We start from the raw sequence: 20,863 nt of genomic DNA on the forward strand, positions 1-20,863 counted from the left end.
CTCTAGAGAGCATGTCCGGTATCTTCAACCCATGCCGCGGCTCGTTCACGACACGTCGGCGATCCTCGACGCGGCGGTACGGCTGCTCGCGGCCGGGAGCGCGGACGCGATCACCATCGCCAGCGTGATCCGGGAAGCGGGTGTGTCCAGCGGCTCCGTCTATCACCGGTTCCCCAACCGCGCGGCACTGCTCGCCGCCGTCTGGAACCGGGCGGTGCAGCGCTTCCACAACGAGCTGTACCCGCTTTTCGGCGACGAGCCAGTGGACGCGGCGGCCGCTCTGGGGCGCCGGACCGTGTCCTGGTGCCGCGCCAACCCGGCTGACGCCCGGGTCCTGCTGGCCGGTCTCGGCTCCTTCGAGCCGGCCGCTTGGCCCGCGGAAAGCAGAAGCCTGCGAGAAGCCGACCAGGCACGTTGGGACAAACACATCCGACGGCTGGTGAAGGACCTCAAGGCGGCGACAGGGCGCGAGACGGCCGAAGTGCTCCTCGTCGTCGTCGATCTGCCCTATGCCGCCGTACGCCGGTACCTCGCTATCAACCGCGAAATCCCGGCGTCCCTCGAAGGCATCGTCGAGCGTCTCATCCGGTCAATGCTCACCTCGGCCGCGCCACCCGCGCCGGAATGCGCGTAGCCCGGCCTTTCGCAGGGGCTCAAAGGGTCCTGAAAAGCCGTTCGACAAGCCGGGCCGCGGTGCCCGGCTCGACCGGGCGCCGGAACAGCACTCGCACGTAGAGCGGGGCGAGAACGTGGTCCAGCACTTCGTCGACCGACGGCACCGCCTCACCGCGCGCCGCCGCCGCGTCGATCGTCTTCTGGAGATCATCGCCGCGCGCCTTGAGGTACTCGAACGGCTTCCCGTCGGGGGCCATGGTCGCCACGAGCGCGCGGAGCAGGATCTGGCCGTGCGGGTCCCGCATCGCCCGTTCGACGCCTTCGGCCCAACCGAGCAGATCGCCCCGCAGCGAACCGGTGTCCGGAATGGGCGACGTCGAGCGCAGCCGTGTCACGGCGGCGTCCAAGAGCAGGTTCTCGCGGCCACCCCAGCGCCGGTAGATGCTCGTCGGGTTCACGCCCGCGCGCTCGGCGATCTTCGGAATGGCCGCGTCGATTTCTCCGGCGGCGAGCAACTCGATGACGGCTTCGTGCACCGCGTCGCGGACGCGGGCGCTGCGGCCGCCGGGTCTGGTCATCGAGGGAATCTTAAAGCAAAAATTCTTGCCTTTGCCTGCGACACCCGGATAGCCTTAAAGCAAATATTTTTGCCTTAAGGAGACTGGTTCATGGCCCGCAAGATGACCAAGGAAGAGCGCGAAGCGTTCCTCGCCCGCCCACAGGTCGGCGTGCTGAGCGTCGCGGCCGAGCCCGGACGGGCACCGCTGACCACGCCGATCTGGTACCGCTACGAGCCGGGCGGCGACGTCGTCGTCATGACCTCCCCCGGCGCGCGCAAGGCCCGGCTGATCGAAGAAGCCGGCCGGTTCGCGCTGTGCGTGCAGCAGCAGGACGGCGTCTACAAGTACGTCTCGGTCGAAGGTCCGGTCGTGAGGTCGTCGCCGATGACCAAGGCGGACCGGCACGAGATGGCGGCGCGCTACCTACCGCCGGGGGCGAGCGAGGCCTACACCGACGCGACCGACGAAGCCCACGCCGACAACATCGAGATCGTGATGCGCCCGGAGCGCTGGAACACCGCGGACTTCAGCGACATCACGGAAAGGCTCTCCTGAGCACGATCAAGTCGCATGACGGCCGCGACGGCGCGAAGGCCGTCGCGGCCGGCCGGTGACCACATCCCGGCCTTCGTGGTCCACGGCGGCCAGGTTGACACGAACTAAGTTCGTCTTATAGAACTTAGTTCGCTCCTGCGCTCTCGCAGACCATCGCGAAAGGGATATGCCGCCGTGACCACCAAAACCGCTTTGATCACCGGCACGAGCCGGAGATCCGGACTCGGCTTCGCCGTAGCCCGCCAACTCGCCGAACTCGGTTACCACGTGATCCTTACCGCGCGCGATGTCACCCGCGCGGAGCCACTGGCCGAGCAGTTGCGTCAGGACGGGTACGCCGCCACCGCGCTGCGCCTCGACCTGACCGACCACGCAAGCATGCACGAAGCGGCCGGACATCTCACCGGACTCTTCGGCCACCTGGACGTCCTGATCAACAACGCGAGTGTCATGCCCGACTTCAAGGCACTCTCCGCGCTCGACGCGGACCTCGATGTGGTGCGTTCGGCGATGGAGGTCGACGTGATCGGCCCATGGGGACTGGTCCAGTCGATGCTGCCGTTGCTGACCGCCGCGCCCGCGGCGCGGATCGTGAACGTCTCCAGCATTTCGGCCCTTCAGATCGCCACCGGACTCGATCTCGGCGCGAGTCTGCGTGCTCCGGCGTACTCGATGGCCAAGCACATGCTCAACGTCCTGACCACCGTGCTCGCGCGCGCCTTGGCGGACACCCCGATCCTGGTCAACGCCGTCGACCCCGGCGAAACCGCCACACACCCCGAACGCGGTGACGACGAACACGACCGCCCGGCCGCGGAAAGCGCGCGAGGCATCGTCTGGGCCGCCACCCTGGGCGCCGACGGGCCGACCGGTGGGCTCTTCCGCGACGAACAGTCCTTGGTCTGAAGGCGATATGGCAGAGATGGGGATGACGGCGACCGGCGCACCCGCCGGTACCAGTACGCCAGGGCCGCACCACGCGCGCCGATGGTGGATCCTGGCCGTGATCTGCCTGGCCCAGCTGATGGACGTCCTCGACGTCACGGTCGTGAACATCGCGTTGCCCGGTGCGCAAAAGGAACTCGGCTTCTCGGTCGGCGACCGGCAATGGATCGTGACCGCCTACTCGCTCGCCTTCGGCAGCCTGCTGCTGCTGTTCGGCCGAGTTTCCGACCTGGCCGGACGACGGGTGATGTTCCTGGCCGGCCTGATCGCCTTCGGCGCCGCTTCGGCCCTGGGCGGTGCGGCGCCGAACTTCGCGATACTCGTCACCGGCCGCGCTCTGCAGGGCGCGGCCGGCGCGATGCTCGCTCCCGCCGCTTTGTCACTGCTCTCGACGACCTTCACCGAAGCCAAGGAGCGTGCCACGGCGTTCGCCGTGTTCGGTGGCATCTCCGGTTCGGGAGCGGCGGTCGGCATGCTGCTCGGCGGTGTGCTGACCGAATACCTCGACTGGCGCTGGACGCTGTTCGTCAACGTCGTCATCAGTGTCATCGCGGTCGCCGGCACCGCGACCCTGATCCCCCGCCGGCCCACCTCCGGAGACCGGCCCCGTCTGGACCTCCCCGGCACGCTCATCGCCTCGGCAGGCCTGTTCGGCATCGTCTACGGCTTCGCGAACGTCGAATCGCATCCGTGGAGCGCCCCGGGCACCTGGGTCTTCCTGGCCGGTGGCGCCCTGTTGCTCGCGATGTTCGCCTGGTGGCAGACCCGTGCCGCGCATCCGGTGCTGCCGCCGCGCGTCATCGCCGACCGCACCCGCGGCGGGTCTCACCTGGCGATCTTCATCGGCGGCGTCGGCCTGTTCGGCGCGTTCCTGTTCCTGAACTACTACCTGCAGGAGATCCTGCGGTACTCACCGGTCATGACGGGCCTGGCGTTCCTGCCCATGGTCGGTACCCTCGTGATCACCGGGGGCATGTGCACCACACGGCTTTACCCGCGCGTCGGCGCGAAAATCCCGGTGTTCGCGGGCATGGTCGCCGCCGCCGGAGGGATGGCCTGGCTCACCGGCATCGGCCAGGACAGTTCCTATGCCGCGAACATCCTGGGCCCGCTGCTGCTGTTCGGGAGCGGCATCGGCGCCATCATCGCCCCGGCGATGAACGCCGGAACCTCCGGCGTCCGGCCGCACGACGCGGGCGTTGCCTCGGCCACCGTGAACATCGCCCAGCAGATCGGCGGCTCGATCGGTATCGCGTTGCTCAACTCGCTCGCCGCCTCCGCGCTCACCCGGTCCCTGATCGGCCGGGACGCCACCAGCCCGGTCGTCGCGGCGGAGGCCGCGATCCACAGCTACACCGTGGCTTTCCGGTGTTCGAGCGCGATCTTCGCCGTCGGCGCCGTGGCCTGCGGCCTGACTTTGCCGGCCGGCAAACCCGGACTCGTCGAGCCCGGCTCCCGTGGCTGACGCCGGTCAAGGTGCGCCCGGATCGGGCGTGCCACTCAGCGCGGCGGCGATCGAAGAAAGGTCCGCGCACAGACGCTGACGAGCTTTGGGCGCCACCGCCGAGTGCATCCTGTCTTCCACCACGGCGAGTGCCTCGTTCGCCGCCAGCAACCGTTTCCGCCCGGCGGGGGTCAGCTCGGTCGGCAGGGCTTTGCCGTGAGTCGGCGCGGGCGGACGGCTCAGCAACCCCCGGTCTTCGAGCCCCTTCAGCACCACGTTCATCGCCTGACGGCTGACGAAGACGGCCCGGGCCAGTTCGGATCCGGACAGTCCCGGCTTTTGCCGCAGCACTTCGAGGCACGCGTACTGCGGCACCGTCAGGTCAAGCGGCCGCAACGCATTGTCCATCGCCGACCTCAGCGCGGTGGCCGCCTTCTTCAGCACGTACCCGAGCGACTCGTCGACCGGCTGGAGAATTCGCTCTTGACTCATGTCAATATCTTGACACAAACTATGCGTGTCAATGTTTTGACACATCAAGCGAAGGAGATGGACATGACCGTCGGTGGACCCGACTTCATCGGCCTCCAGGTCCGCGACCTCGAGCGGGCCGCGAACTTCTACGAATCCCGGCTCGGGCTGAAGCGGGCGCCGGGCGCTCCCCCGCACGCCGTCGTCTTCGCCACGACACCCGCCTTCGCCGTCCGCGAGCCGTTGCCCGGCGTCGACCTCGACGCCGTCACACCCCATCCCGGAAGCGGAGTCGTCCTGTGGCTGGGCGCGGACGACCCCCAGGCACTGCACGACAAGCTGGCCGCCGACGGCGTCTCGATCACCGTCGCACCCTTCGACGGGCCCTTCGGGCGAACGTTCACGTTCACCGACCCGGACGGCTACGCCATCACCATCCACGGACGCGCCTGACCCCGCCGTCCTCCACCGAAAGGCCACTTCGGATGACCTCCACCGACTTGTCCGGTTCCACCGCGCTGGTGACCGGCGCCACCAGCGGTATCGGCCGGGCGGTAGCCGTCTCGCTCGCCGGACGCGGTGCCCACGTGCTCGCCGGCGGCCGGAACGCCGGCCGAGCCGACGCCGTCGTTTCCGCGATCCGCGCCGCGGGCGGCAAGGCCGACTTCCTGGCCGGCGACCTTGGTGACGCCGGTGCCGTGCGCGCACTGGCCAGGGAAGCCGTCGACCTCGGCGGCGGACACGTCGACATCCTCGTCAACAACGCCGCCGTCTATCCCGCCCGCGGGCAGTCGGCCGAAACCCTCGAGGACGACTTCGACTCTCTCTACGCCGTGAACGTCCGGGCGCCGTTCTTCCTGGTAGCCGAACTGGCTCCCGCGATGGCCGCACGCGGCCACGGAGCCATCGTCAACGTGCTGAGCATGTCCGCGCGTTTCGGGATGTCCGGATTCGCCCTTTACGGCTCCAGCAAGGCCGCATTGGAACTGCTGACCAAGGCGTGGGCGGCCGAGTTCGGACCCAGCGGCGTACGGGTCAACGCGGTCAGCCCAGGCCCCACCCGCACCGGAGGGACCGAACGGTTCGGACCAGGGCTGGACCGCATGGCCGCCGCGGCTCCGGCCGGACGGCCGGCGGCGCCCGAGGAGATCGCCGCCGCCGTCACCTACCTCGCCGGCGGCGGGGCGAGTTTCGTGCAGGGCGCCGTCCTCGATGTGGACGGCGGCCGCAACGCGACCTGAGAACCGGCTAGTTCGCCGCCCTCTGGTCCGATCCCGAGGTCTCCGACGAACGCCACCTCATGAAGACGGTCGATCATCCCGAGCTGGGTCCCCTCGACCTGATCTGCGACATCCTGTCCGTGCCGGAGCGCGACCAGCACGTCGTGCTGTTCACCGCCGAGGCCGGCACACCCGCACACGAGGCATTGCGGTTGCTTTCGGTGATCGGGCTGCAACAGTTGGGCTGACCAGGCGATCAGGGCACCACGGACCGGGCCTCCGCGAAGTGACACGCCGAGAGATGTCCGTCGGTGCGCGGTTCCAGCTCCGGCACCTCGGTGGCGCAGACATCCCGCGCCTTCCAGCACCGCGTGCGGAACCGGCAGCCCGACGGCGGATCGAGCGGGCTCGGCACGTCGCCTTCCAGCCGGATCACCTGCCGCTGGCCGCGCACCTGGGGGTCGGCCACCGGAACCGCCGAAAGCAGGGCCTGCGTGTACGGGTGCGAGGGCCGCTCGTAGATCTCGTCCTCGGTGCCGATCTCCACGATCTTGCCCAGGTACATCACCGCCACGCGGGTGGACAGGTGCCGTACCACGGACAGGTCGTGCGCGATGAACACATAGGACAGTCCGAACTCCCCTTGCAGCTCACCGAGGAGGTTCATCACCTGCGCCTGGATCGAGACGTCCAATGCGGACACCGGCTCGTCGCAGATGATCACCTTCGGCCGCAGCGCGAGCGCCCGCGCGATCCCGATCCGCTGGCGCTGTCCGCCGGAGAACTGGTGGGGATAGCGGTTGAGGTGCTCGGGATTGAGCCCCACCACCTCCAGCAGCTCACGCACCTTCCGCGCGCGCGAACCCTTCGGCGCCACCTCGGTGTGGATCTCGAACGGCTCGCCGACGATGTCGCCGACGGTCATGCGCGGGTTCAGCGACGTGTAGGGGTCCTGCAGCACGATCTGGATTTCCCGCCGCAGCCGCCGCAACTCGCTGCCGCGCAGCTGGAAAATGTCGCGGCCCTCGAACGTCGCCCCGCCGGCGGTCGGCTCTTCGAGCCGCATCAGCACCTGCGCGAGCGTCGACTTGCCACAGCCCGATTCGCCGACCACGCCCAGCGTCTCGCCCGGCATCAGGTCGAACGAGACCCCGTCCACGGCCTTGACCTGCCCGACGGTGCGCTTGAACAGGATCCCTTGGCGCACCGGGAAATGCTTGACCAGGTTCCGCACCCTCAAGATCGGCTCAACCACGGTTTCCGACCACCTCTTCGGCGAAGTGACACGCACTGACCCGGCCGGAACCGAGGCCGTGCAACGACGGCCGTTCCTCCGAACAGCGTTGTTCCGCCCGCTTGCACCGCGGGTGGAAGGGACACCCGGGCGGGATGTCGAGCAGGCTCGGCGGCAAGCCCTTGATCGTCTCGAGCGTCTGCCCCTTGAGGTCGAGCCTCGGCAACGAGTCCATCAGCGCCGCCGTGTACGGGTGGCCCGGTGAGGAGAACAGCTCGTGCACGCCGGCCTGCTCGACGATCCGGCCCGCGTACATCACCGCGATGCGGTCGGCGACCTCCGCGACCAGCCCGAGGTCGTGCGTGATCAGGACCAGGCCCATGCTCCGTTCCCGCTGGAGCTCTCCGAGCAGGTCGAGGATCTGGGCCTGCACGGTCACGTCGAGCGCGGTCGTGGGCTCGTCGGCGATCAGCAGGTCGGGGTCGAGCGCCAGCGACATCGCGATCATCGCGCGCTGGCGCATGCCGCCCGAGAACTGGTGCGGGTAATCCTTGACGCGCCGCGCGGCGGCCGGGATGCGGACCAGGTCGAGCAGTTCCACCGCGCGCCTGCGAGCATCCTTTTTGGACAGTCCTTTCCGGACGCGGAGCTGCTCTTCGATCTGGAAGCCGACGGTGAACACCGGGTTCAGGGCCGAGAGCGCGTCCTGGAAGATCATCGCGATCTCCGCGCCGCGCAGCTCGCGCCGCCGCTCACCGGTCGCGGTGAGCAGATCCTCGCCCCGGAACCGGATCGAGCCGCCGGTGATCACGCCGGGCGGCGTGTCGAGGATGCCCATCACCGTCTGCGCGGTCACGCTCTTGCCGGAGCCCGACTCGCCGAGCACTGCCAGCGTTTCTCCGGCGTGCACGGAGTAACTGACGCCGTTGAGCACGTTGGCCACGCCGTCGGAAGTGCGGAACTCCACGTGGAGGTCGTCGACCTCGAGGAGCAGTTCGCTGGTTGTGTGGGTCATCGCCGCTACCTCGACTTCGGGTCGAGCGCGTCGCGGATCCCGTCGCCGAGCATCACGAACGCGAGCACGGTGACGGTGACGAACGCACCGGGGAACAGGAGCATGTGCGGGTCGGCCCGGAAGTAGTCGCGCGAATCGCTGATCATCACTCCCCACGAGACCACCGGCGGCCGCACACCGATGCCGAGGTACGCCAGCGTCGCTTCCGCGCCGATCGCCGCGCCCAGCGCGATGGTGGCATACACCAGGACCGGGGCGACCGTGTTGGGCAGCAGGTGCCGGAAAATGATGCGCGGGGTGCCGGCGCCGAGCGCGCGAGCGGCCTTCACGTAGTCGAGTTGCTTCGCGACGAGGGTGGCCGAGCGCATGATGCGCATGGCCACCGGCCAGGTCAGCACCGCGATGGAGCAGACCACCTGCACGATGATCGTGACCGTGCCCGGATTGGAACCCGGCGCGTTGAACGTCGTGAGGATCACGATGGCGCCGAGCACGAACGGCAGGCCGGCGAAGATGTCGCCCAGCCGCGAGAGCAGGCTGTCGACCAGCCGGCCGTAATAACCCGCGAGGATGCCGACCAGCGACCCGAAGAGCACCGTCAGGACCGTCGCGAACACGCCGACCAGCAGCGAGGCCCGAGCGCCGTACATGGTCCGGGCGTACACGTCGTAGCCCTGGTTGTCGTAGCCGAACCAGGCGTCGGCCGACGGACCCTCGTTGGCCTTCGTCAGGTCGCTGAAGCCGGCCGGGCGGTGGGAGAACAGGCCGGGCGCGATGGCGATGAGCACCACGAACAAGATGATCAACGCGGAGAGCACGAAGACGGGCTTACGGCGCAGCTGACGCCAGGCGTCGCCCCACAGGCTGCGGGGTTTCTGCGTCTCGGTCGCGGAGTCGGACATGTCACTGACGCGCGACAGCGCCGCCGCGTCAGGGACTCCGCCGCCCCCGCCTCCTGCGAGATTGGGTTCACTCATAACGGATCCTCGGGTCGAGAACGGCGTAGAGCAGGTCCACGATCAGGCTCATCAGCAGATACACCAGCACGAGCAGCACCACGACGCCGGTCACGGTGGCGCTCTCCCGGTTCTGGATGCCGCGGAAGATGAGCCCGCCGAGGCCGTTGATGTTGAACACGCCCTCGGTCACGATCGCGCCGCCCATCAGCGTGCCCAGGTCGGTGCCCAGGAAGGTGAGCACCGGGATCACCGAGTTGCGCAGCAGGTGGATGCCCACCACGCGGCTGTTCGGCTGCCCCTTCGCGATGGCCGTGCGGATGTAGTCGGCGTGGCGGTTCTCCGCGATCGACGTTCTCGTCAGTCTCGCGACGTAGGCCATGGAAAGGCTGCCGAGCGCGATGCCGGGGACGATGAGTTCGCCGAAGGAGGGGTCGCTCGACACGCTCGCGTCGATGATGCCGAGCTCCGTGCCCAACACGATCTGCAGCAGGATCGCGGTGACGAACACCGGGAGCGAGATCAGGAACGTGGTCGAGACCAGCACCAGGTTGTCGAGGAATCCCTTGCCGCGCAGGCCGGTGAGCACACCCGCGGACAGGCCGATCACGGCCTCGATGAGCACCGCGACGAGGGCAAGGCGCAGCGTGATCGGGTACGAGGTGCCGATCAGCTCCCCGACGGAGTTGCCGTTGAAGGTCTCGCCCCAGTCGCCGGTGAAGAGGCTCCCGAGATACTTGAAGTACTGGACGATCAGGTTGTCGTGGAGGTGGAACTTCTCGGTCATGAGGTCGATGTAGGCCTGGGGACAGGCCGTTTGACCGCATTTTCCGGAGAAGGGATCCCCGGGGACCGCCCACACCAGCGCGTAGATCAGGAAGGTGGTTCCGAAGAACACCGGGATCAGCTGGAGCAGGCGTCGCAGGACGTAGCGAATCATGCGTGGAGTTCCTTGGAGTGCGCGCCGGGCGAACCGCGGAGAAGTCCGGCCGGGACTTCTCCGCGGCCCGCCCTCGCTGGCGGGACGTCGATCAGCGCGTCACTTGGTGACCTCGACCGACGAGTAGTCGGCGCGGCGGCGGAAGTCGAGCGTCACGGTCTTGACGTGACTGGACTTCGCGCCCACCCCCTTCTCGTCCCACACCGGGATCGAGGGCAGGTCCTTGGCGATGAGGTCCTCGGCCTGCTGGTAGATCTTGATCGCCGCGTCCTTGTCCGGCGTGGAGTCGGCCTGCTTCAAGAGTTGGTCGACGGCGGGGTTGGAGTAGGCCGAGTCGTTGGACGAGGCACCCGTGCGGTAGATCGGGTTGAGGAAGTCCTCGATCGACGGGTAGTCCGCGGACCAGTCGGAACGGCCCATGCCGGTGAGCTTGTGGCCGGTCACGATGCTGCGCCACTGACCGAAGTCGGTGGCGGGCACGAAGTCGCACTCCACGCCGAGCACGTTCTTGATGCTGTTGCACGCGGCCACCAGCGGCTCCTTGCGGCCACCGTCGGCGTTGGAGGCGATGGTGAGCTTGCCCTGGAAGCCGGACTTGGCGAACGCGTCCTTGGCCGCCGCCGGGTCGAACTTGCAGAACTGGCAGACGCCGGGGCGGTAGCCCTCGATGCCCTGCGAGATGTAACCGTCGGCGGGTACGTAGGTGTCGTTCATGACGGTCTTGGTGATCTGCGCGCGGTCGATCGCCATCGAGATGGCCTTGCGCAGTTCCAGGTTGTTGTAAGCCGGGACGTAGTACGGGACCGCGATCGCGCTGATGCCGAGCAGGTGGCCGAGGACCAGGTTGTTCTTCAGATCGGCCTTGTACTTGCTGCCGGCGAGCGCCGAAGGCGGAAGCGTCTCGATGAAGTCGAGCCGGCCGCTCAGCAGGTCCTGGTACGCGGTCTCCTGGCTCGCGTAGATCTTGACGTCCAGGTCCTTGAACTTGACCTTGTCCTGGCCCTTGTAGTCGTCGAAGCGGGTCAGCTTGATGTCCACGTTGGGCGTGCGGCTGACGAACTTCATCGGGCCGTTGCCGATCGGGTGCGCGGCGAAGGCCTTCGGGTCGGCGAAGAACACGTCGGGCAGCGGCGCGAAGGCCGTGTAGCCGATCATGGTGGCGAACACCGAGAACGGCGCCTTGAGCGTCACCTGGAACTCGTAGTCGCCCTTCACCACCAGGCCGGACATCTTGTCCGTGGCCGGCTTGGCGTTCTCGTCGGCCGGGTGGACGTCGTCGTAGCCCTGGATGTTCTCGAAGAACGTGCTGTTGATCTGGCCGTTGGGCGCGTAGGCGCCGTAATTCCAGGCGTCCACGAAGTTCTTGGCCTTGACTTCGGTGCCGTCGTGGAACTTCCAGCCCTGCTTGATCTTGATGTCGTAGACCTTCGAGTCGGTCGTGGCGATCGACTCGGCCATCAGGTCGTAGGGCTGGGCGTTGTCACCGCGATAGGCGACCAGCTCGGCGAACATCGGGTCGACGGCCTTCGTGCCGCCGAGTTCGTTGGTGTTCGTGGGGATCAGCGTGTTCTGTGGTTCGGTGCCGTAGACGGTGAAGGTACCGTTCGGATCTACCTGGCCGGACGACCCGCTGCCACCGGAACCACCGCACGCGGCGAGCACCAATGACAACGTTGTCACCACCGCGGCGGCTCCCCAGAGCCTGCGCGAACCCCACATGTTCCACTCCGTCTCGTGTTCCGAAAAGTGAGACGCACGGTATCGGGAGATGGGGCTTTGTAACCAGATCGCGGGGTTGCAAATGAGTGACAAACTCATCCTTCACCCGGAAAGAGCAATACAACGGGGGCGTCGATCACCGAGGGTAGCGTCACCAGCTCACGCAGGTGGGGCTCAATCGAGGTACAGACGATAGCCCTGGGCGATGGTCCGGAATCCCAGCGACTCGTAGAAGGCGTGTGCCGCTTTGCGGCTGGACCGAGACAACAGTTGCATCTTGTAACAGCGCGTCTGCCGGGCCAACGTGTGTGCCGCTTCCAGCAAGGCCCTGCCGACGCCCGAACGCCGATGCGCTGCCAGGACCACGACGTTCTCCACGAGCATGAACGGCCGCGTGCCCCGGGTCAGATTCGGCAGGGTCGTGCAGTCGACCGTCCCGACGACGAGACCCCGCGATTCGGCGACCAGGACCGTCCGCCCTGCCTGGGTTTCGATCGCCCGCCAGGTCTCGAGCGCGGTGTGCGGGTCCGGCGCGGGGTCGCTCGGATGCAATTCCGCGTACAGCCCGAGTAACGCGGGCAGGTCCCCCTCGTGCGCCGGGCGGATCGTGACCGTCATTCCCGGCAACCTACCGGTCAGTGGTAGAAGTGCCTCAGTGTGGGCCAGATCCGCGACCAAGGCCCGTCCGGTGGCGAACACACCGACACTCCAGTGCCCTGTTCTTCGTTCTTGAGGCCGATCCCGTTGTCGTTCACCGCGACCACCCGGCATCCGGTGAACCGTCCCGGGTTCCGACCGACGAGCACGACCGGGCCGGTCATGCCATCCGGCGGTGGTCCCCAGTCCGAATAGGACATATGTCCGGAGTAGGGCGCCGGCAGGCCGTATTCCGGGCCGTACCGTTCGATCGCGGACGCCTGACCGTAGTCGGCCGTGAAGATCACCGCGGTGGCGCGTTCGCCCTCGGGGACCTCCCGCCACGCGCGAGCCACGGTCGCCGCGAACTCCGGCCAGCCGTACTGCTCCCCGAGTTCCTTGTTGATCGCCAGAACGGGACCGTTCAACGCGTTCGGTGGCAGGATCGGCAGGCCGACGACCAACGAGAGCACCACCCCGACGCCGACCGCCACCCCCGTCAGGCCCCGCCGGACGGCGGGCCTTCCCCGGGACAGCCACCGCAGGGCCGGTTCCGTTCCCGCGGGTATCAAGAGCAGCAGCATGGGCAGCGAGTAGTACGGTTTTCCGCCCAGTACCAGCAGTTCCACACAGATGACCGGATAGGAAACCGCGAAGGCCCGTCCCCAGCGTGATCGCCAGAACCACACAATGCCCGCGATCCACACCGGTACCAGGACCGGTGACAGATACACAAACTGCAAGGGCAGGAACAGGATCCGGTTTTCCGGACCGTCACCCTGGCTGATTTCGGATGCCACGGTGAGCATCGGGAAGCCGTGCACCGCCTGCCACACCATGATCGGCGCCGCCGGCACCAACGCGGCCGCGGCCCCGGCCGCCGGCCACCGGCCGCGCAACACGCTCCGCGGTCCGCACGCGAGCACGCCGATCGCGAGCCCTGACACGAGCACGAGGATCAGCCACTTGTTGGCCAGGCCGACGCCGATGATCGTGCCGACCGCCACCCACCACCGGCCGTCGCCCGTCCGCAACAACCGCATCACCGTGAGTCCGAGCGCCACCCAGATCAGCATGTCCACACTCGTGGTGGACAGCATGTGCGTCACGACGACCACATATGTCGACAGCGCGGCCGCGGCCGCCGAAACCCCTTGAGCCGTCCGGCCGGCGCCCACTTCCCTGGCCACCAACGCGACCAGCACGACGGTCGCGGCACCGGCCAGCGTCGAGACCACCCGTAATCCGGCCGGGCTGTCGCCCAGCGTCGCGGTGGCCAGCCGGGCCAGCAACGGCGTGATCGGCGGCTGGTCGGTATATCCCCAGTCCGGGCGTTTGCCCGCGGCCACGTAGTACAACTCGTCCCGGTGGAATCCGTAGCGCGATGAGAAGGCCGTGGCCACCGCGACCTGCACGGCGACAACGATTCCCACGCCTCGGAAAGCGAACCGAGGTAACGAAGTGGCCGAACGGGCTTCGCTCATCTGCGGCCTCCCCAGCGGCGCAGCCACTATAGCGGTCCTGTCATGGGGAGCGGTGAACTCTTTGGTGACGACGCTGTCTTCCTGGTCACCGCCGAGCCGTGGCCCGGGCGCATTTCACCTCTTTGAGGTGGCGTCTGGCGGAGACGTCAGCGCACAGCCTGGGAACCGGCCCGGAACAGCATGCTCCTGGGCCGTGGACGATGGGAGACACGAGATGGTCAACCCCGACGCGGTATTCGTCTACGTCGGCACCTATCCCGACAAAGCGACGGCAGAGGCCGACTACGACGTCGTGAAGGACCTGCACACCGTCGGCGCGGTCGGCTCCTACGACGCGGCCGTGGTCACCAAGGACGACAAAGGCAAGATCCACGAGAACAAGGACGAGACCGCGACCCGGCACGGCGCCTGGGGCGGCGGCGCCGTCGGCGCGCTCATCAGTGTCCTGTTCCCGCCCGGCTTCATCGCCGCCACCGCGGCCGGTGCGGCCCTCGGCGCGGTGAGTGGCCATTTGTGGCGCGGCATGTCCCGCGCCGAGTGCAAGGAGCTCGGGGAGTTCATCGACAACGGCGAGGCCGCCCTGGTCATCGTCGGGGAGAGCAAGGTCGCCGAGGCGGTGGACAAGGCCGCGCTGAAGGCCGCGAAGCGGGTCGCCAAGGAACTCGACGTCAAACCGAAGGACATCGACAAGGCGATCCGGGAAGCCGCCGGCGGAGCCGGCTGACCCGCCGGGCTCGGCCCGGCGGCGGCAGATCGAACGGGTCACCAGCGAGCGGCGGCGCGCCGGATCGGCAAAGGGAGGGCCGTGTGATCGTCGCTCTCATCACCATCGCCGTGATCCTCATCCTGTACGGCGTGGTCTCCCGGCCGCTCGGCGCACGAGGCATCACGTCGGCCATGGTGTTCACGGCGGCCGGCGTCGCCGTCGGGACGTCGGCCCTCAATCTCGTGAACATCCACCTCGAGAGCATCGCCGCGCAGCGGTTCTGCGAACTCGCCCTGGTCTTTCTCTTGTTCGCCGATGCGACACGCATCGACCTCGCGGGTCTCCGCCGGCATCTCGCCTGGCCCAGACGACTTCTGCTGATCGGCCTGCCGCTGACGCTGTTCGCCGCCTTCGGCACCGGCCTCCTCGTTCTTCCCGGCATCGCGCTGACCGGCGCGTTCGTCCTCTCGACGATGGTCTGTCCGACCGACGCGGCGCTCGGGCAGCGTGTCGTGTCGGACCAGGCCGTGCCGGCGCGCGTGCGCCAGGCGCTGGACGTCGAAAGCGGGCTCAACGACGGCCTCTGCGTGCCGTTCTTCCTGGTGGCTGTCGACCTGTCGCTGGCGAGGCTGTCGACCGGCGTCACGGCCGCCGTCATCCGCAACATGGCGGAGCAGATCGGGTGGGGCCTGGTCGCCGGTGTCGGAACCGGCGCGCTCGCGGGCCTGTTGCTCCGTGCGGCAGACGATCGCGGGTGGATCGAAGGCCAATGGCGGCAGATCCTGCCCCTGTCGGCGGCACTGCTTTCCTACCTGGTCGCCCTGCGGCTGGGCGGCAGTGGCTTCATCGCGGCCTTCACCGGCGGGATGACGTTCGGCTATTTCTCCCGGCGTCACGATCTGCGGGTAACCACCCTGAGCGAGGATGTCGGCGGCGTACTCGCGGGCGCTACCTGGGTCGGCTTCGGGGCGCTCGCCGTCGGCGTGCTGCTGCCGCACGTCACGTGGCAGACCGTCGTGTTCGCGGTGCTCAGCCTGACGCTCGTCCGCATGGTCCCCGTGGCGATCGCCCTGCTGGGGACCGGGACGCGGCTGGAGACCGTTGCCTTCATGGGATGGTTCGGTCCTCGGGGCCTGGCCTCCATCGTGTTCGCCCTGATCGCGCTCGACGAAGGCGTCCCCGACCGGCAAACGCTGCTCGCCACGGTGATGATGACCATCCTCCTGAGCGTCTTCCTGCACGGCTTGTCCTCCGCGCCACTGGTGGCGGCCTACAGCCACTGGTACGCCGGGCACGTAGCGAAACAGCCGAGTGCGGCCGAGGCGAAGTCGACGGCCATGTCCCGCCTACGGCGTCACCCGGCACCGGAGTGACCGGATCTTCAGGCGCCGCACGGCTCGGCACGAGGACAAGAGGAGGTGGCGGCGATGTTGTCCGAAGCCGTGCCCGCCGCGTTCGGTGCGGCGATCTACCCGCCTGCCCTGCTGTTCATCGCGTTCCTCCTGGCCAATCCGCGCCCGAGGAGGCGGGCGCTGATCTTCCTGGCCGGCGCCGTGCTGATCACCCTGAGCGTCGGTTTCCTCGTCGTCTTCCTGTTGGAGGACAGCGGAATCGAGAGCCCGAAACACCGGACCGTGCCACCCTGGATCGACCTCGCTCTGGGCATCCTGGCGCTGGCCTTCGCCGTCGTGGTCTACCTCCGGCCACCGCGCGGGCCGAAAGCGGCCAAGCGCCGCCGCGAACTCGGCCTTGTCGGACTGCTGGCCATAGGCATAGCGATGTACTCGCCGTCACCGCTTTACCTGGCCTCGCTGCATTCCATCGCCAAAGCACACGCCGGCGTGCCGGTCGTCGTGCTCAGCGTCATCCTCGTCGCCGCGATCTACATGCTGATGATCGAGATTCCGATCATCGCCCACGCCATCTGGCCTGACGCCACGATCCGCGCCGTCACCGTCGTGAACGCCTGGCTGTCGAGACATGGCCGCACCATCGTCATCGTCGTGGCGGCCTGCTTCGGCACCTACTTCGTCATCTCGGGAATCGTCCACCTCAGCTGACGATGACCGTCGGCCATACACTGTCCACTTCGGACCGATACGTCCTTCTGGGCACGTCCCCTTGCTCCTCACGCGGCCCGAAGCAAGGCGACAAGGAAGTCCGAATCCTCTGTGTAGGGACGAAGATCCCACGTGGACAGCAGCAGGTCGGGTTCGAGCGCGGCAGCTGTCGCGTGCTCGATGAACTCGGCGAACTCATACCCCCGGCCCGCGCCGAAGCCGATCACGACCCGGCCGTCCGGCGCGAGGTGCGCGCGCAACCGCTTCAGTACCTCACCACGGGTGCTCGGGGCGAGGAAGGTCATCACGTTGCCCGCGCAGACGACGACGTCGAACGGCGCGGTGATACCCCGCGCGGGCAGGTCGAGTTCGGCCAGATCGCCCACCATCCACAGTGGCCCGGGATGGTCCTGCTCGGCGGCCTCGATGAGGAACGGATCGACGTCGACACCGACGACATCGTGACCGGCCTCGGCCAGCGCGCCACCGACCCGGCCGGGTCCGCAGCCCGCGTCGAGGATGCGGGCGTGGCGCGGGACCATGGCGTCCACGAGGCGGCCCTCTCCGGCGAGGTCGTCGCCGGAGCGAGCCATGGCACGGAACCGCTCGACGTACCAATGGGAATGTCCGGGGTCCGCGGCGACCTTCTGCATCCAGATGCTCTGCTCGACCATGCCCTCATCCTCCCAAACGGGAGGCGACCCTCACCCCGCAAGGGCGCGGAAGCCAGGCCTGGCCGGAGCCAGATGTCAGGGCGCGGTGCGCAGGGCGCGCCGGCCGTGAGCGAGGACCTCGGCGAGGCGATCGACGTCGGCGCCGGTGTTGTAGAGGCCGAAGGAAGCCCGCAGCCCACCGCGGACCGGGGACAGCCGCACGCCCGCGTCGGCGAGGAACGCGGGCCAGCCGTCGTCGTGGAGGTCCAGTACGTAGATGTGACTGCGGTGCTCGCGCTCGCGGGGGCCCACCAGTTCGATGCCGAGACTGTCCAGGTGCTCGATGAGCCGGTCGCCGAGGCTGAGCACGTGCTCGGCGATCGCGGGCAACCCGGTCGACGAGATGAGGTCGAGAGCACCGCCGAGGGCGTGAATCGCGGGAAGGTTGAAATTGCCGATCTCGAACCGGTACGCGTTGGGCCACAGTTCGACGGCCTCGGGACCGGCGACGAGGTCCGCGCGGGCGTTCGCCACCCCGGCGGTGGCGACGTAGGTCGGGGCCAGGACATCGGCGGGTGCGGTGGTGCACAGGAACCCGAGGCCTTGGGGCACAAGGAGTCCCTTGTGGCTGCCCGCGGCGAGCGCGGCCACCCCCAACTCCCCCGCGTGGACGGGAAACACGCCGACCGACTGCATCGCGTCGAGCACCACCAGCGCACCGGCCGCCCGAGCGAGTTCGACGATGCCGGCGATGTCGTTGCGTTGCCCACTGTGGAACATCACGTGCGAGATCGCTATCGCGCGCGTGCGGTCGTCGACGTAGGGGGCGAAGGTCGCGGCATCCGCCCACTTCTTGTCCTCGGGTATCTGCCGGACTTCGAGTCCGCCGGGGCGCTGGGACAACCAGGCATAGGCATTGTTGGGGTGCTCGGACTCCAGGAGCACCACGTTGTCGCCTGGTTTCCAGGACAGCCCACGGGCGGCGATGTTCAGGCCTTCGGACGTGTTCTTGGTGAAAGCCACCGCGGCAGGTGCCACCCCGAGCAGCGCGGCCAGTTGCGCCCGGACTTCTTCGATCCGTTTCAGCCACCTCGATTTGGGTCCCGCGGTGAACTGGGCTTCGTCGTAGAACGCGTCCAGCCTGGCACGCACCGGACCGGACAGGGGTGTCTGGTGTGCCGCGTCGAGGTAGAGCATCGCGTCCACGGCCGGGAAATGGGGGCGGATGCCGGCGTTGTCCAGCAGTACCAAGTGCTTGGTCCCCTTCACTTCGTCTCGCGGGAATTTTGCCCGTGCAGCACGGGATAGTCCTCGTAGTGCCGGGTGATGGCGTCGAAGACGCCGGCCGGGTCATGGTTCACGATCGCCTCGACCAGATCACGATGGACATCGAAGGAGAAGGCCGCCACCTCCGGGGTGTACCGATCGTGCAGCAGCCATTGGTCGTCGCGGTGGCGGTCGGTCAACTCGGTGACGACGCGGATCAGGTAAGCGTTGCGCGAGGCCTTGGCCACGAGGATGTGCAGATCCAGCGTGCTGAGCAGGTACGACTTGTAGTCGCTCTGCTCGAGGTGCTCCTCCATCTCGGCGACCACGGCCTGCAGCTTGAGCAGGTCCGATCTGCTCGCGCGCCGGATCGCCATGAACGCGCTGGACAGTTCGACGGCCTGGCGTACCTCCAGTGTCTCGCTGATCGACAGGCCCGCGAGCAGGCCCGGGTCGTCCTCCGTCGAGGTTCCCGCAGGCGGCTCGGCGACGAAACTGCCGTCCCCGAGCCGGGTCTCGATGTGCCCGGACAACTGCAGGACCTGCAACGCCTCCCGCACCGCGGCCCGGCTCACCTTGTATTCCGCCGACAGATCACGTTCCGACGGGAGCTTGGTCCCGGGAGCCCACTCTCCCGAGCGCACCCGTGACAACACCGCGTCGACCACGATCTGGGGCTTGCGGATCCGCTCGCCGCGCGCATTCTCCACCACTCGTCTCCCCTCACCGCACCCAGCTTTCCGGCATGGGCGTTCCACTGGTCGAACCGTGGTCAGACCAGCATGTCTCACCGGAAACACACCGTCAAGGCGCCCGGTTCACGCCACACCGGGGTCCGGCTCGGCGCCACCTGCCGCGAGCCCCTCGCCGCGCGCGGCACCGGATGACGCGAGATCGCGTCCGGCGTCCGGACGGCGACCCGTCGGCGCCTGATCGGCGGCCACGACCGGGACGCGCCGGTTCCGCCGCCGGCCGGCCCGGCGCGCCGGGCCGCTGAAGGTGCCCTCCGAGCGGTCCAGGATCACCGAAGCCAACGCGTCGCCGATCACGTTGACCGAGGTGCGCGGCATGTCCGCGAAGAAATCGATCGCCAGCAGAATGGCCACGCCTTCCGGCGGCAGCCCGACCGCGGTGGCCGTGGCCAGCAACGTCACGATCGACGCCGACGGCACCGCCGCGATGCCCTTGGTCAGCAGCATCAACACCAGCACCACACTGACCTGATGCCCGAAGGACATCGGCACGTGGTAGGCGTGGGCGATGAACAGCACCGCGACCGCCTGGTACATACACGCCCCGGAGGTGTTGAACGAGTAACCCAACGGGACCGTGAACGAGTAGGTCTTGCGCGAAACGCCGTAGCTGTCCAGTTTCTCCAACAACGGCGGGAGCGCGACCTCGGTGCTACGGCTCAGAAAAGCGATCAGCGACACGGGGAAGATGTGCCGGAACAGGTGCCAGTACCGGATACCGAACGCCAGACCGGCGAGCGGGAAAAGCCCGAAGATCACCACCGCGAAGCCGAAATACAGCACCCCGAGGAATCCGAGCAGGGAAACCAGTGTCGACACCCCGTAGTTGGCACTGGCGTAGGCCATCAAACCGAACACGCCGAGAGGGGTGAGCTTGATGATGTAGCCCATCACCTTGAACATCGTCTGCGCCAGCGAGTCCAGGAAGTTCTTCACCGGGGCCGCCTTCTCACCCAGCGCCGCCAGGCCGACCCCGACGAATCCACCGAACACCAGCAGGGCCAGCAGGTTCCCCGAGGACATCGCCTGCACGATGTTCGACGGGAACACCGTCAGAATCAGGCTCTTGAAGTCGACCCCGTGTTGCAGGGTGCTCAGCTTCGCGGTGTTCGCCGACGGCAACGACGCGCTCTGACCGACCTCGGTCAGGTTCGCGATCGCCAGCCCGAGCAACAGGATCACCGTCGTCGCGACCTCGAAGTAGAGGATCGCCTTTCCGGCCAGCCGCCCGAGCGCCCGCGTCGATTCCATGGTCGCGATCGCCAGAATGATCAGCGGCAGCATCAGCGGAACGATCACGACCTCGATCAGATTCACGAAGACCGTACCGAGAACCTGCAAATTCAGGCCGAGCTGCCTGTTCGCCAACCCCACGCCCACACCGGCCGCGACGGCCACTCCGGCCTGTAGCGAAAGGGGCACTCTGGTCCACCAGCCCCGGCGCCGGCCGGGCTCCTCTGAACCGGGTTCTTGTGACTTCGTCGACATGGTGGTTCCCTTGGTCCGAAGTTGGTCAGACCAAGGTCTGACCGGTTGGACCAGTCTGCTTCGTCACCCCGGACGCGGTCAATGTCCACACAGCCAGGAATTTCTTCCCCGGCAACCGCGCCGATGGCTGCCGTGTGACCGCAC

General features: G+C 67.8%; 22 protein-coding genes and 1 pseudogene. 10 read left to right on the plus strand and 13 right to left on the minus strand.

From position 1 onward, the window contains the following. Positions 1-31: 31 nt before the first annotated feature. Positions 32-634 carry a TetR/AcrR family transcriptional regulator gene (locus tag ACFSXZ_RS05480; RefSeq protein WP_378261873.1) on the plus strand — a complete coding sequence of 201 codons (603 nt, stop codon included), beginning with the start codon at positions 32-34 and terminating at the stop codon, positions 632-634. A gap of 19 nt (positions 635-653) precedes the next feature. On the opposite strand, the gene ACFSXZ_RS05485 is transcribed toward ACFSXZ_RS05480, so the two are convergent. Then, positions 654-1,193, minus strand: a complete 540-nt coding sequence (locus ACFSXZ_RS05485; RefSeq protein WP_378261875.1) for a TetR/AcrR family transcriptional regulator — start codon at positions 1,191-1,193, stop codon at positions 654-656. Between the two features lie 90 nt (positions 1,194-1,283). Here ACFSXZ_RS05485 and ACFSXZ_RS05490 point away from each other — a divergent pair, with 90 nt between their 5' ends. The 3 genes from ACFSXZ_RS05490 to ACFSXZ_RS05500 all read left to right on the plus strand — a co-directional run bounded on the left by ACFSXZ_RS05490 (position 1,284) and on the right by ACFSXZ_RS05500 (position 4,140). Then, a complete protein-coding gene (locus tag ACFSXZ_RS05490; protein WP_378261877.1) occupies positions 1,284-1,730 on the plus strand; it encodes a pyridoxamine 5'-phosphate oxidase family protein in 447 nt (148 codons plus the stop codon). Between the two features lie 174 nt (positions 1,731-1,904). Continuing rightward, complete coding sequence (locus ACFSXZ_RS05495) at positions 1,905-2,636, plus strand: SDR family NAD(P)-dependent oxidoreductase (RefSeq protein WP_378261879.1); 732 nt, start codon at positions 1,905-1,907, stop codon at positions 2,634-2,636. 7 nt (positions 2,637-2,643) lie between these two features. After that, positions 2,644-4,140, plus strand: a complete 1,497-nt coding sequence (locus ACFSXZ_RS05500) for an MFS transporter (protein ID WP_378261881.1) — start codon at positions 2,644-2,646, stop codon at positions 4,138-4,140. A 6-nt stretch (positions 4,141-4,146) separates the two neighbouring features. On the opposite strand, the gene ACFSXZ_RS05505 is transcribed toward ACFSXZ_RS05500, so the two are convergent. After that, positions 4,147-4,611 carry a MarR family winged helix-turn-helix transcriptional regulator gene (locus tag ACFSXZ_RS05505; RefSeq protein ID WP_378261883.1) on the minus strand — a complete coding sequence of 155 codons (465 nt, stop codon included), beginning with the start codon at positions 4,609-4,611 and terminating at the stop codon, positions 4,147-4,149. Between the two features lie 63 nt (positions 4,612-4,674). Between ACFSXZ_RS05505 and ACFSXZ_RS05510 the strand changes: the two genes are divergently transcribed. The 3 genes and pseudogenes from ACFSXZ_RS05510 to ACFSXZ_RS05520 all read left to right on the plus strand — a co-directional run. Further along, positions 4,675-5,043: a VOC family protein gene (locus tag ACFSXZ_RS05510; RefSeq protein ID WP_378261885.1), complete on the plus strand. Its 369-nt coding sequence runs from the start codon at positions 4,675-4,677 to the stop codon at positions 5,041-5,043. A 32-nt stretch (positions 5,044-5,075) separates the two neighbouring features. After that, positions 5,076-5,831: an SDR family NAD(P)-dependent oxidoreductase gene (locus ACFSXZ_RS05515; protein WP_378261887.1), complete on the plus strand. Its 756-nt coding sequence runs from the start codon at positions 5,076-5,078 to the stop codon at positions 5,829-5,831. A gap of 23 nt (positions 5,832-5,854) precedes the next feature. Continuing rightward, positions 5,855-6,058: pseudogene (locus tag ACFSXZ_RS05520) on the plus strand (MmyB family transcriptional regulator); the annotation flags it as partial. Between the two features lie 8 nt (positions 6,059-6,066). Here the strand turns inward: ACFSXZ_RS05520 and ACFSXZ_RS05525 are convergent. The 7 genes from ACFSXZ_RS05525 to ACFSXZ_RS05555 all read right to left on the minus strand — a co-directional run bounded on the left by ACFSXZ_RS05525 (position 6,067) and on the right by ACFSXZ_RS05555 (position 13,794). After that, positions 6,067-7,065, minus strand: a complete 999-nt coding sequence (locus ACFSXZ_RS05525; RefSeq protein ID WP_378261889.1) for an ABC transporter ATP-binding protein — start codon at positions 7,063-7,065, stop codon at positions 6,067-6,069. Next, on the minus strand, positions 7,058-8,059 hold the full coding sequence (locus tag ACFSXZ_RS05530; RefSeq protein ID WP_378261891.1) for an ABC transporter ATP-binding protein: 1,002 nt from the start codon (positions 8,057-8,059) through the stop codon (positions 7,058-7,060). Before ACFSXZ_RS05530 ends, ACFSXZ_RS05525 begins: the two co-directional genes overlap by 8 nt. 5 nt (positions 8,060-8,064) lie before the next feature. Next, entirely contained in the window at positions 8,065-9,036 is a 972-nt protein-coding gene (locus ACFSXZ_RS05535; protein ID WP_378261893.1) for an ABC transporter permease, read from the minus strand. Further along, positions 9,029-9,955, minus strand: coding sequence for an ABC transporter permease (locus ACFSXZ_RS05540; RefSeq protein WP_378261899.1), 927 nt, complete (start codon positions 9,953-9,955; stop codon positions 9,029-9,031). Before ACFSXZ_RS05540 ends, ACFSXZ_RS05535 begins: the two co-directional genes overlap by 8 nt. Before the next feature lie 99 nt (positions 9,956-10,054). Then, the gene (locus ACFSXZ_RS05545) at positions 10,055-11,674 is read right to left on the minus strand and encodes a peptide ABC transporter substrate-binding protein (protein WP_378261901.1); all 1,620 of its coding nucleotides are present in this window, start codon (positions 11,672-11,674) and stop codon (positions 10,055-10,057) included. Between the two features lie 174 nt (positions 11,675-11,848). Next, complete coding sequence (locus ACFSXZ_RS05550) at positions 11,849-12,292, minus strand: GNAT family N-acetyltransferase (protein WP_378261903.1); 444 nt, start codon at positions 12,290-12,292, stop codon at positions 11,849-11,851. 17 nt (positions 12,293-12,309) lie between these two features. Beyond that, on the minus strand, positions 12,310-13,794 hold the full coding sequence (locus tag ACFSXZ_RS05555; RefSeq protein ID WP_378261905.1) for an ArnT family glycosyltransferase: 1,485 nt from the start codon (positions 13,792-13,794) through the stop codon (positions 12,310-12,312). Positions 13,795-13,987: 193 nt separating this feature from the next. Between ACFSXZ_RS05555 and ACFSXZ_RS05560 the strand changes: the two genes are divergently transcribed. The 3 genes from ACFSXZ_RS05560 to ACFSXZ_RS05570 all read left to right on the plus strand — a co-directional run bounded on the left by ACFSXZ_RS05560 (position 13,988) and on the right by ACFSXZ_RS05570 (position 16,560). Beyond that, complete coding sequence (locus tag ACFSXZ_RS05560; RefSeq protein ID WP_378261907.1) at positions 13,988-14,518, plus strand: DUF1269 domain-containing protein; 531 nt, start codon at positions 13,988-13,990, stop codon at positions 14,516-14,518. 83 nt (positions 14,519-14,601) lie between these two features. Next, positions 14,602-15,873, plus strand: coding sequence for a cation:proton antiporter (locus ACFSXZ_RS05565; RefSeq protein ID WP_378261909.1), 1,272 nt, complete (start codon positions 14,602-14,604; stop codon positions 15,871-15,873). Positions 15,874-15,927: 54 nt separating this feature from the next. Further along, positions 15,928-16,560: a GAP family protein gene (locus tag ACFSXZ_RS05570; protein WP_378261911.1), complete on the plus strand. Its 633-nt coding sequence runs from the start codon at positions 15,928-15,930 to the stop codon at positions 16,558-16,560. 68 nt (positions 16,561-16,628) lie between these two features. Here the strand turns inward: ACFSXZ_RS05570 and ACFSXZ_RS05575 are convergent, their stop codons facing one another. The 4 genes from ACFSXZ_RS05575 to ACFSXZ_RS05590 form a co-directional block, all read right to left on the minus strand. Then, complete coding sequence (locus ACFSXZ_RS05575; RefSeq protein ID WP_378261914.1) at positions 16,629-17,234, minus strand: class I SAM-dependent methyltransferase; 606 nt, start codon at positions 17,232-17,234, stop codon at positions 16,629-16,631. A gap of 75 nt (positions 17,235-17,309) precedes the next feature. After that, positions 17,310-18,482 (minus strand): aminotransferase class V-fold PLP-dependent enzyme, encoded by a 1,173-nt coding sequence (locus tag ACFSXZ_RS05580; protein WP_378261916.1) that lies wholly within the window; start codon positions 18,480-18,482, stop codon positions 17,310-17,312. Beyond that, positions 18,479-19,189 carry a FadR/GntR family transcriptional regulator gene (locus ACFSXZ_RS05585; RefSeq protein WP_378261918.1) on the minus strand — a complete coding sequence of 237 codons (711 nt, stop codon included), beginning with the start codon at positions 19,187-19,189 and terminating at the stop codon, positions 18,479-18,481. Before ACFSXZ_RS05585 ends, ACFSXZ_RS05580 begins: the two co-directional genes overlap by 4 nt. A gap of 108 nt (positions 19,190-19,297) precedes the next feature. Further along, positions 19,298-20,653 (minus strand): dicarboxylate/amino acid:cation symporter, encoded by a 1,356-nt coding sequence (locus ACFSXZ_RS05590; protein WP_378261920.1) that lies wholly within the window; start codon positions 20,651-20,653, stop codon positions 19,298-19,300. Positions 20,654-20,863 lie beyond the last annotated feature (210 nt).

Source organism: Amycolatopsis pigmentata, assembly GCF_042684065.1.
In the GTDB taxonomy this organism is placed as follows: Bacteria; Actinomycetota; Actinomycetes; order Mycobacteriales; family Pseudonocardiaceae; genus Amycolatopsis_E; species Amycolatopsis_E pigmentata.

Excerpts from the sequence above, each read along its gene's own strand:
- ACFSXZ_RS05570 (WP_378261911.1), top strand. The coding sequence starts at position 15,928 with ATGTTGTCCGAAGCCGTGCCCGCCGCGTTCGGTGCGGCGATCTACCCG.
- ACFSXZ_RS05490 (WP_378261877.1), top strand. The coding sequence starts at position 1,284 with ATGGCCCGCAAGATGACCAAGGAAGAGCGCGAAGCGTTCCTCGCCCGC.
- ACFSXZ_RS05555 (WP_378261905.1), bottom strand. The coding sequence starts at position 13,794 with ATGAGCGAAGCCCGTTCGGCCACTTCGTTACCTCGGTTCGCTTTCCGA.
- ACFSXZ_RS05535 (WP_378261893.1), bottom strand. The coding sequence starts at position 9,036 with ATGAGTGAACCCAATCTCGCAGGAGGCGGGGGCGGCGGAGTCCCTGAC.
- ACFSXZ_RS05485 (WP_378261875.1), bottom strand. The coding sequence starts at position 1,193 with ATGACCAGACCCGGCGGCCGCAGCGCCCGCGTCCGCGACGCGGTGCAC.
- ACFSXZ_RS05530 (WP_378261891.1), bottom strand. The coding sequence starts at position 8,059 with ATGACCCACACAACCAGCGAACTGCTCCTCGAGGTCGACGACCTCCAC.
- ACFSXZ_RS05545 (WP_378261901.1), bottom strand. The coding sequence starts at position 11,674 with ATGTGGGGTTCGCGCAGGCTCTGGGGAGCCGCCGCGGTGGTGACAACG.
- ACFSXZ_RS05550 (WP_378261903.1), bottom strand. The coding sequence starts at position 12,292 with ATGACGGTCACGATCCGCCCGGCGCACGAGGGGGACCTGCCCGCGTTA.
- ACFSXZ_RS05505 (WP_378261883.1), bottom strand. The coding sequence starts at position 4,611 with ATGAGTCAAGAGCGAATTCTCCAGCCGGTCGACGAGTCGCTCGGGTAC.
- ACFSXZ_RS05500 (WP_378261881.1), top strand. The coding sequence starts at position 2,644 with ATGGCAGAGATGGGGATGACGGCGACCGGCGCACCCGCCGGTACCAGT.
- ACFSXZ_RS05540 (WP_378261899.1), bottom strand. The coding sequence starts at position 9,955 with ATGATTCGCTACGTCCTGCGACGCCTGCTCCAGCTGATCCCGGTGTTC.
- ACFSXZ_RS05510 (WP_378261885.1), top strand. The coding sequence starts at position 4,675 with ATGACCGTCGGTGGACCCGACTTCATCGGCCTCCAGGTCCGCGACCTC.
- ACFSXZ_RS05575 (WP_378261914.1), bottom strand. The coding sequence starts at position 17,234 with ATGGTCGAGCAGAGCATCTGGATGCAGAAGGTCGCCGCGGACCCCGGA.
- ACFSXZ_RS05480 (WP_378261873.1), top strand. The coding sequence starts at position 32 with ATGCCGCGGCTCGTTCACGACACGTCGGCGATCCTCGACGCGGCGGTA.
- ACFSXZ_RS05515 (WP_378261887.1), top strand. The coding sequence starts at position 5,076 with ATGACCTCCACCGACTTGTCCGGTTCCACCGCGCTGGTGACCGGCGCC.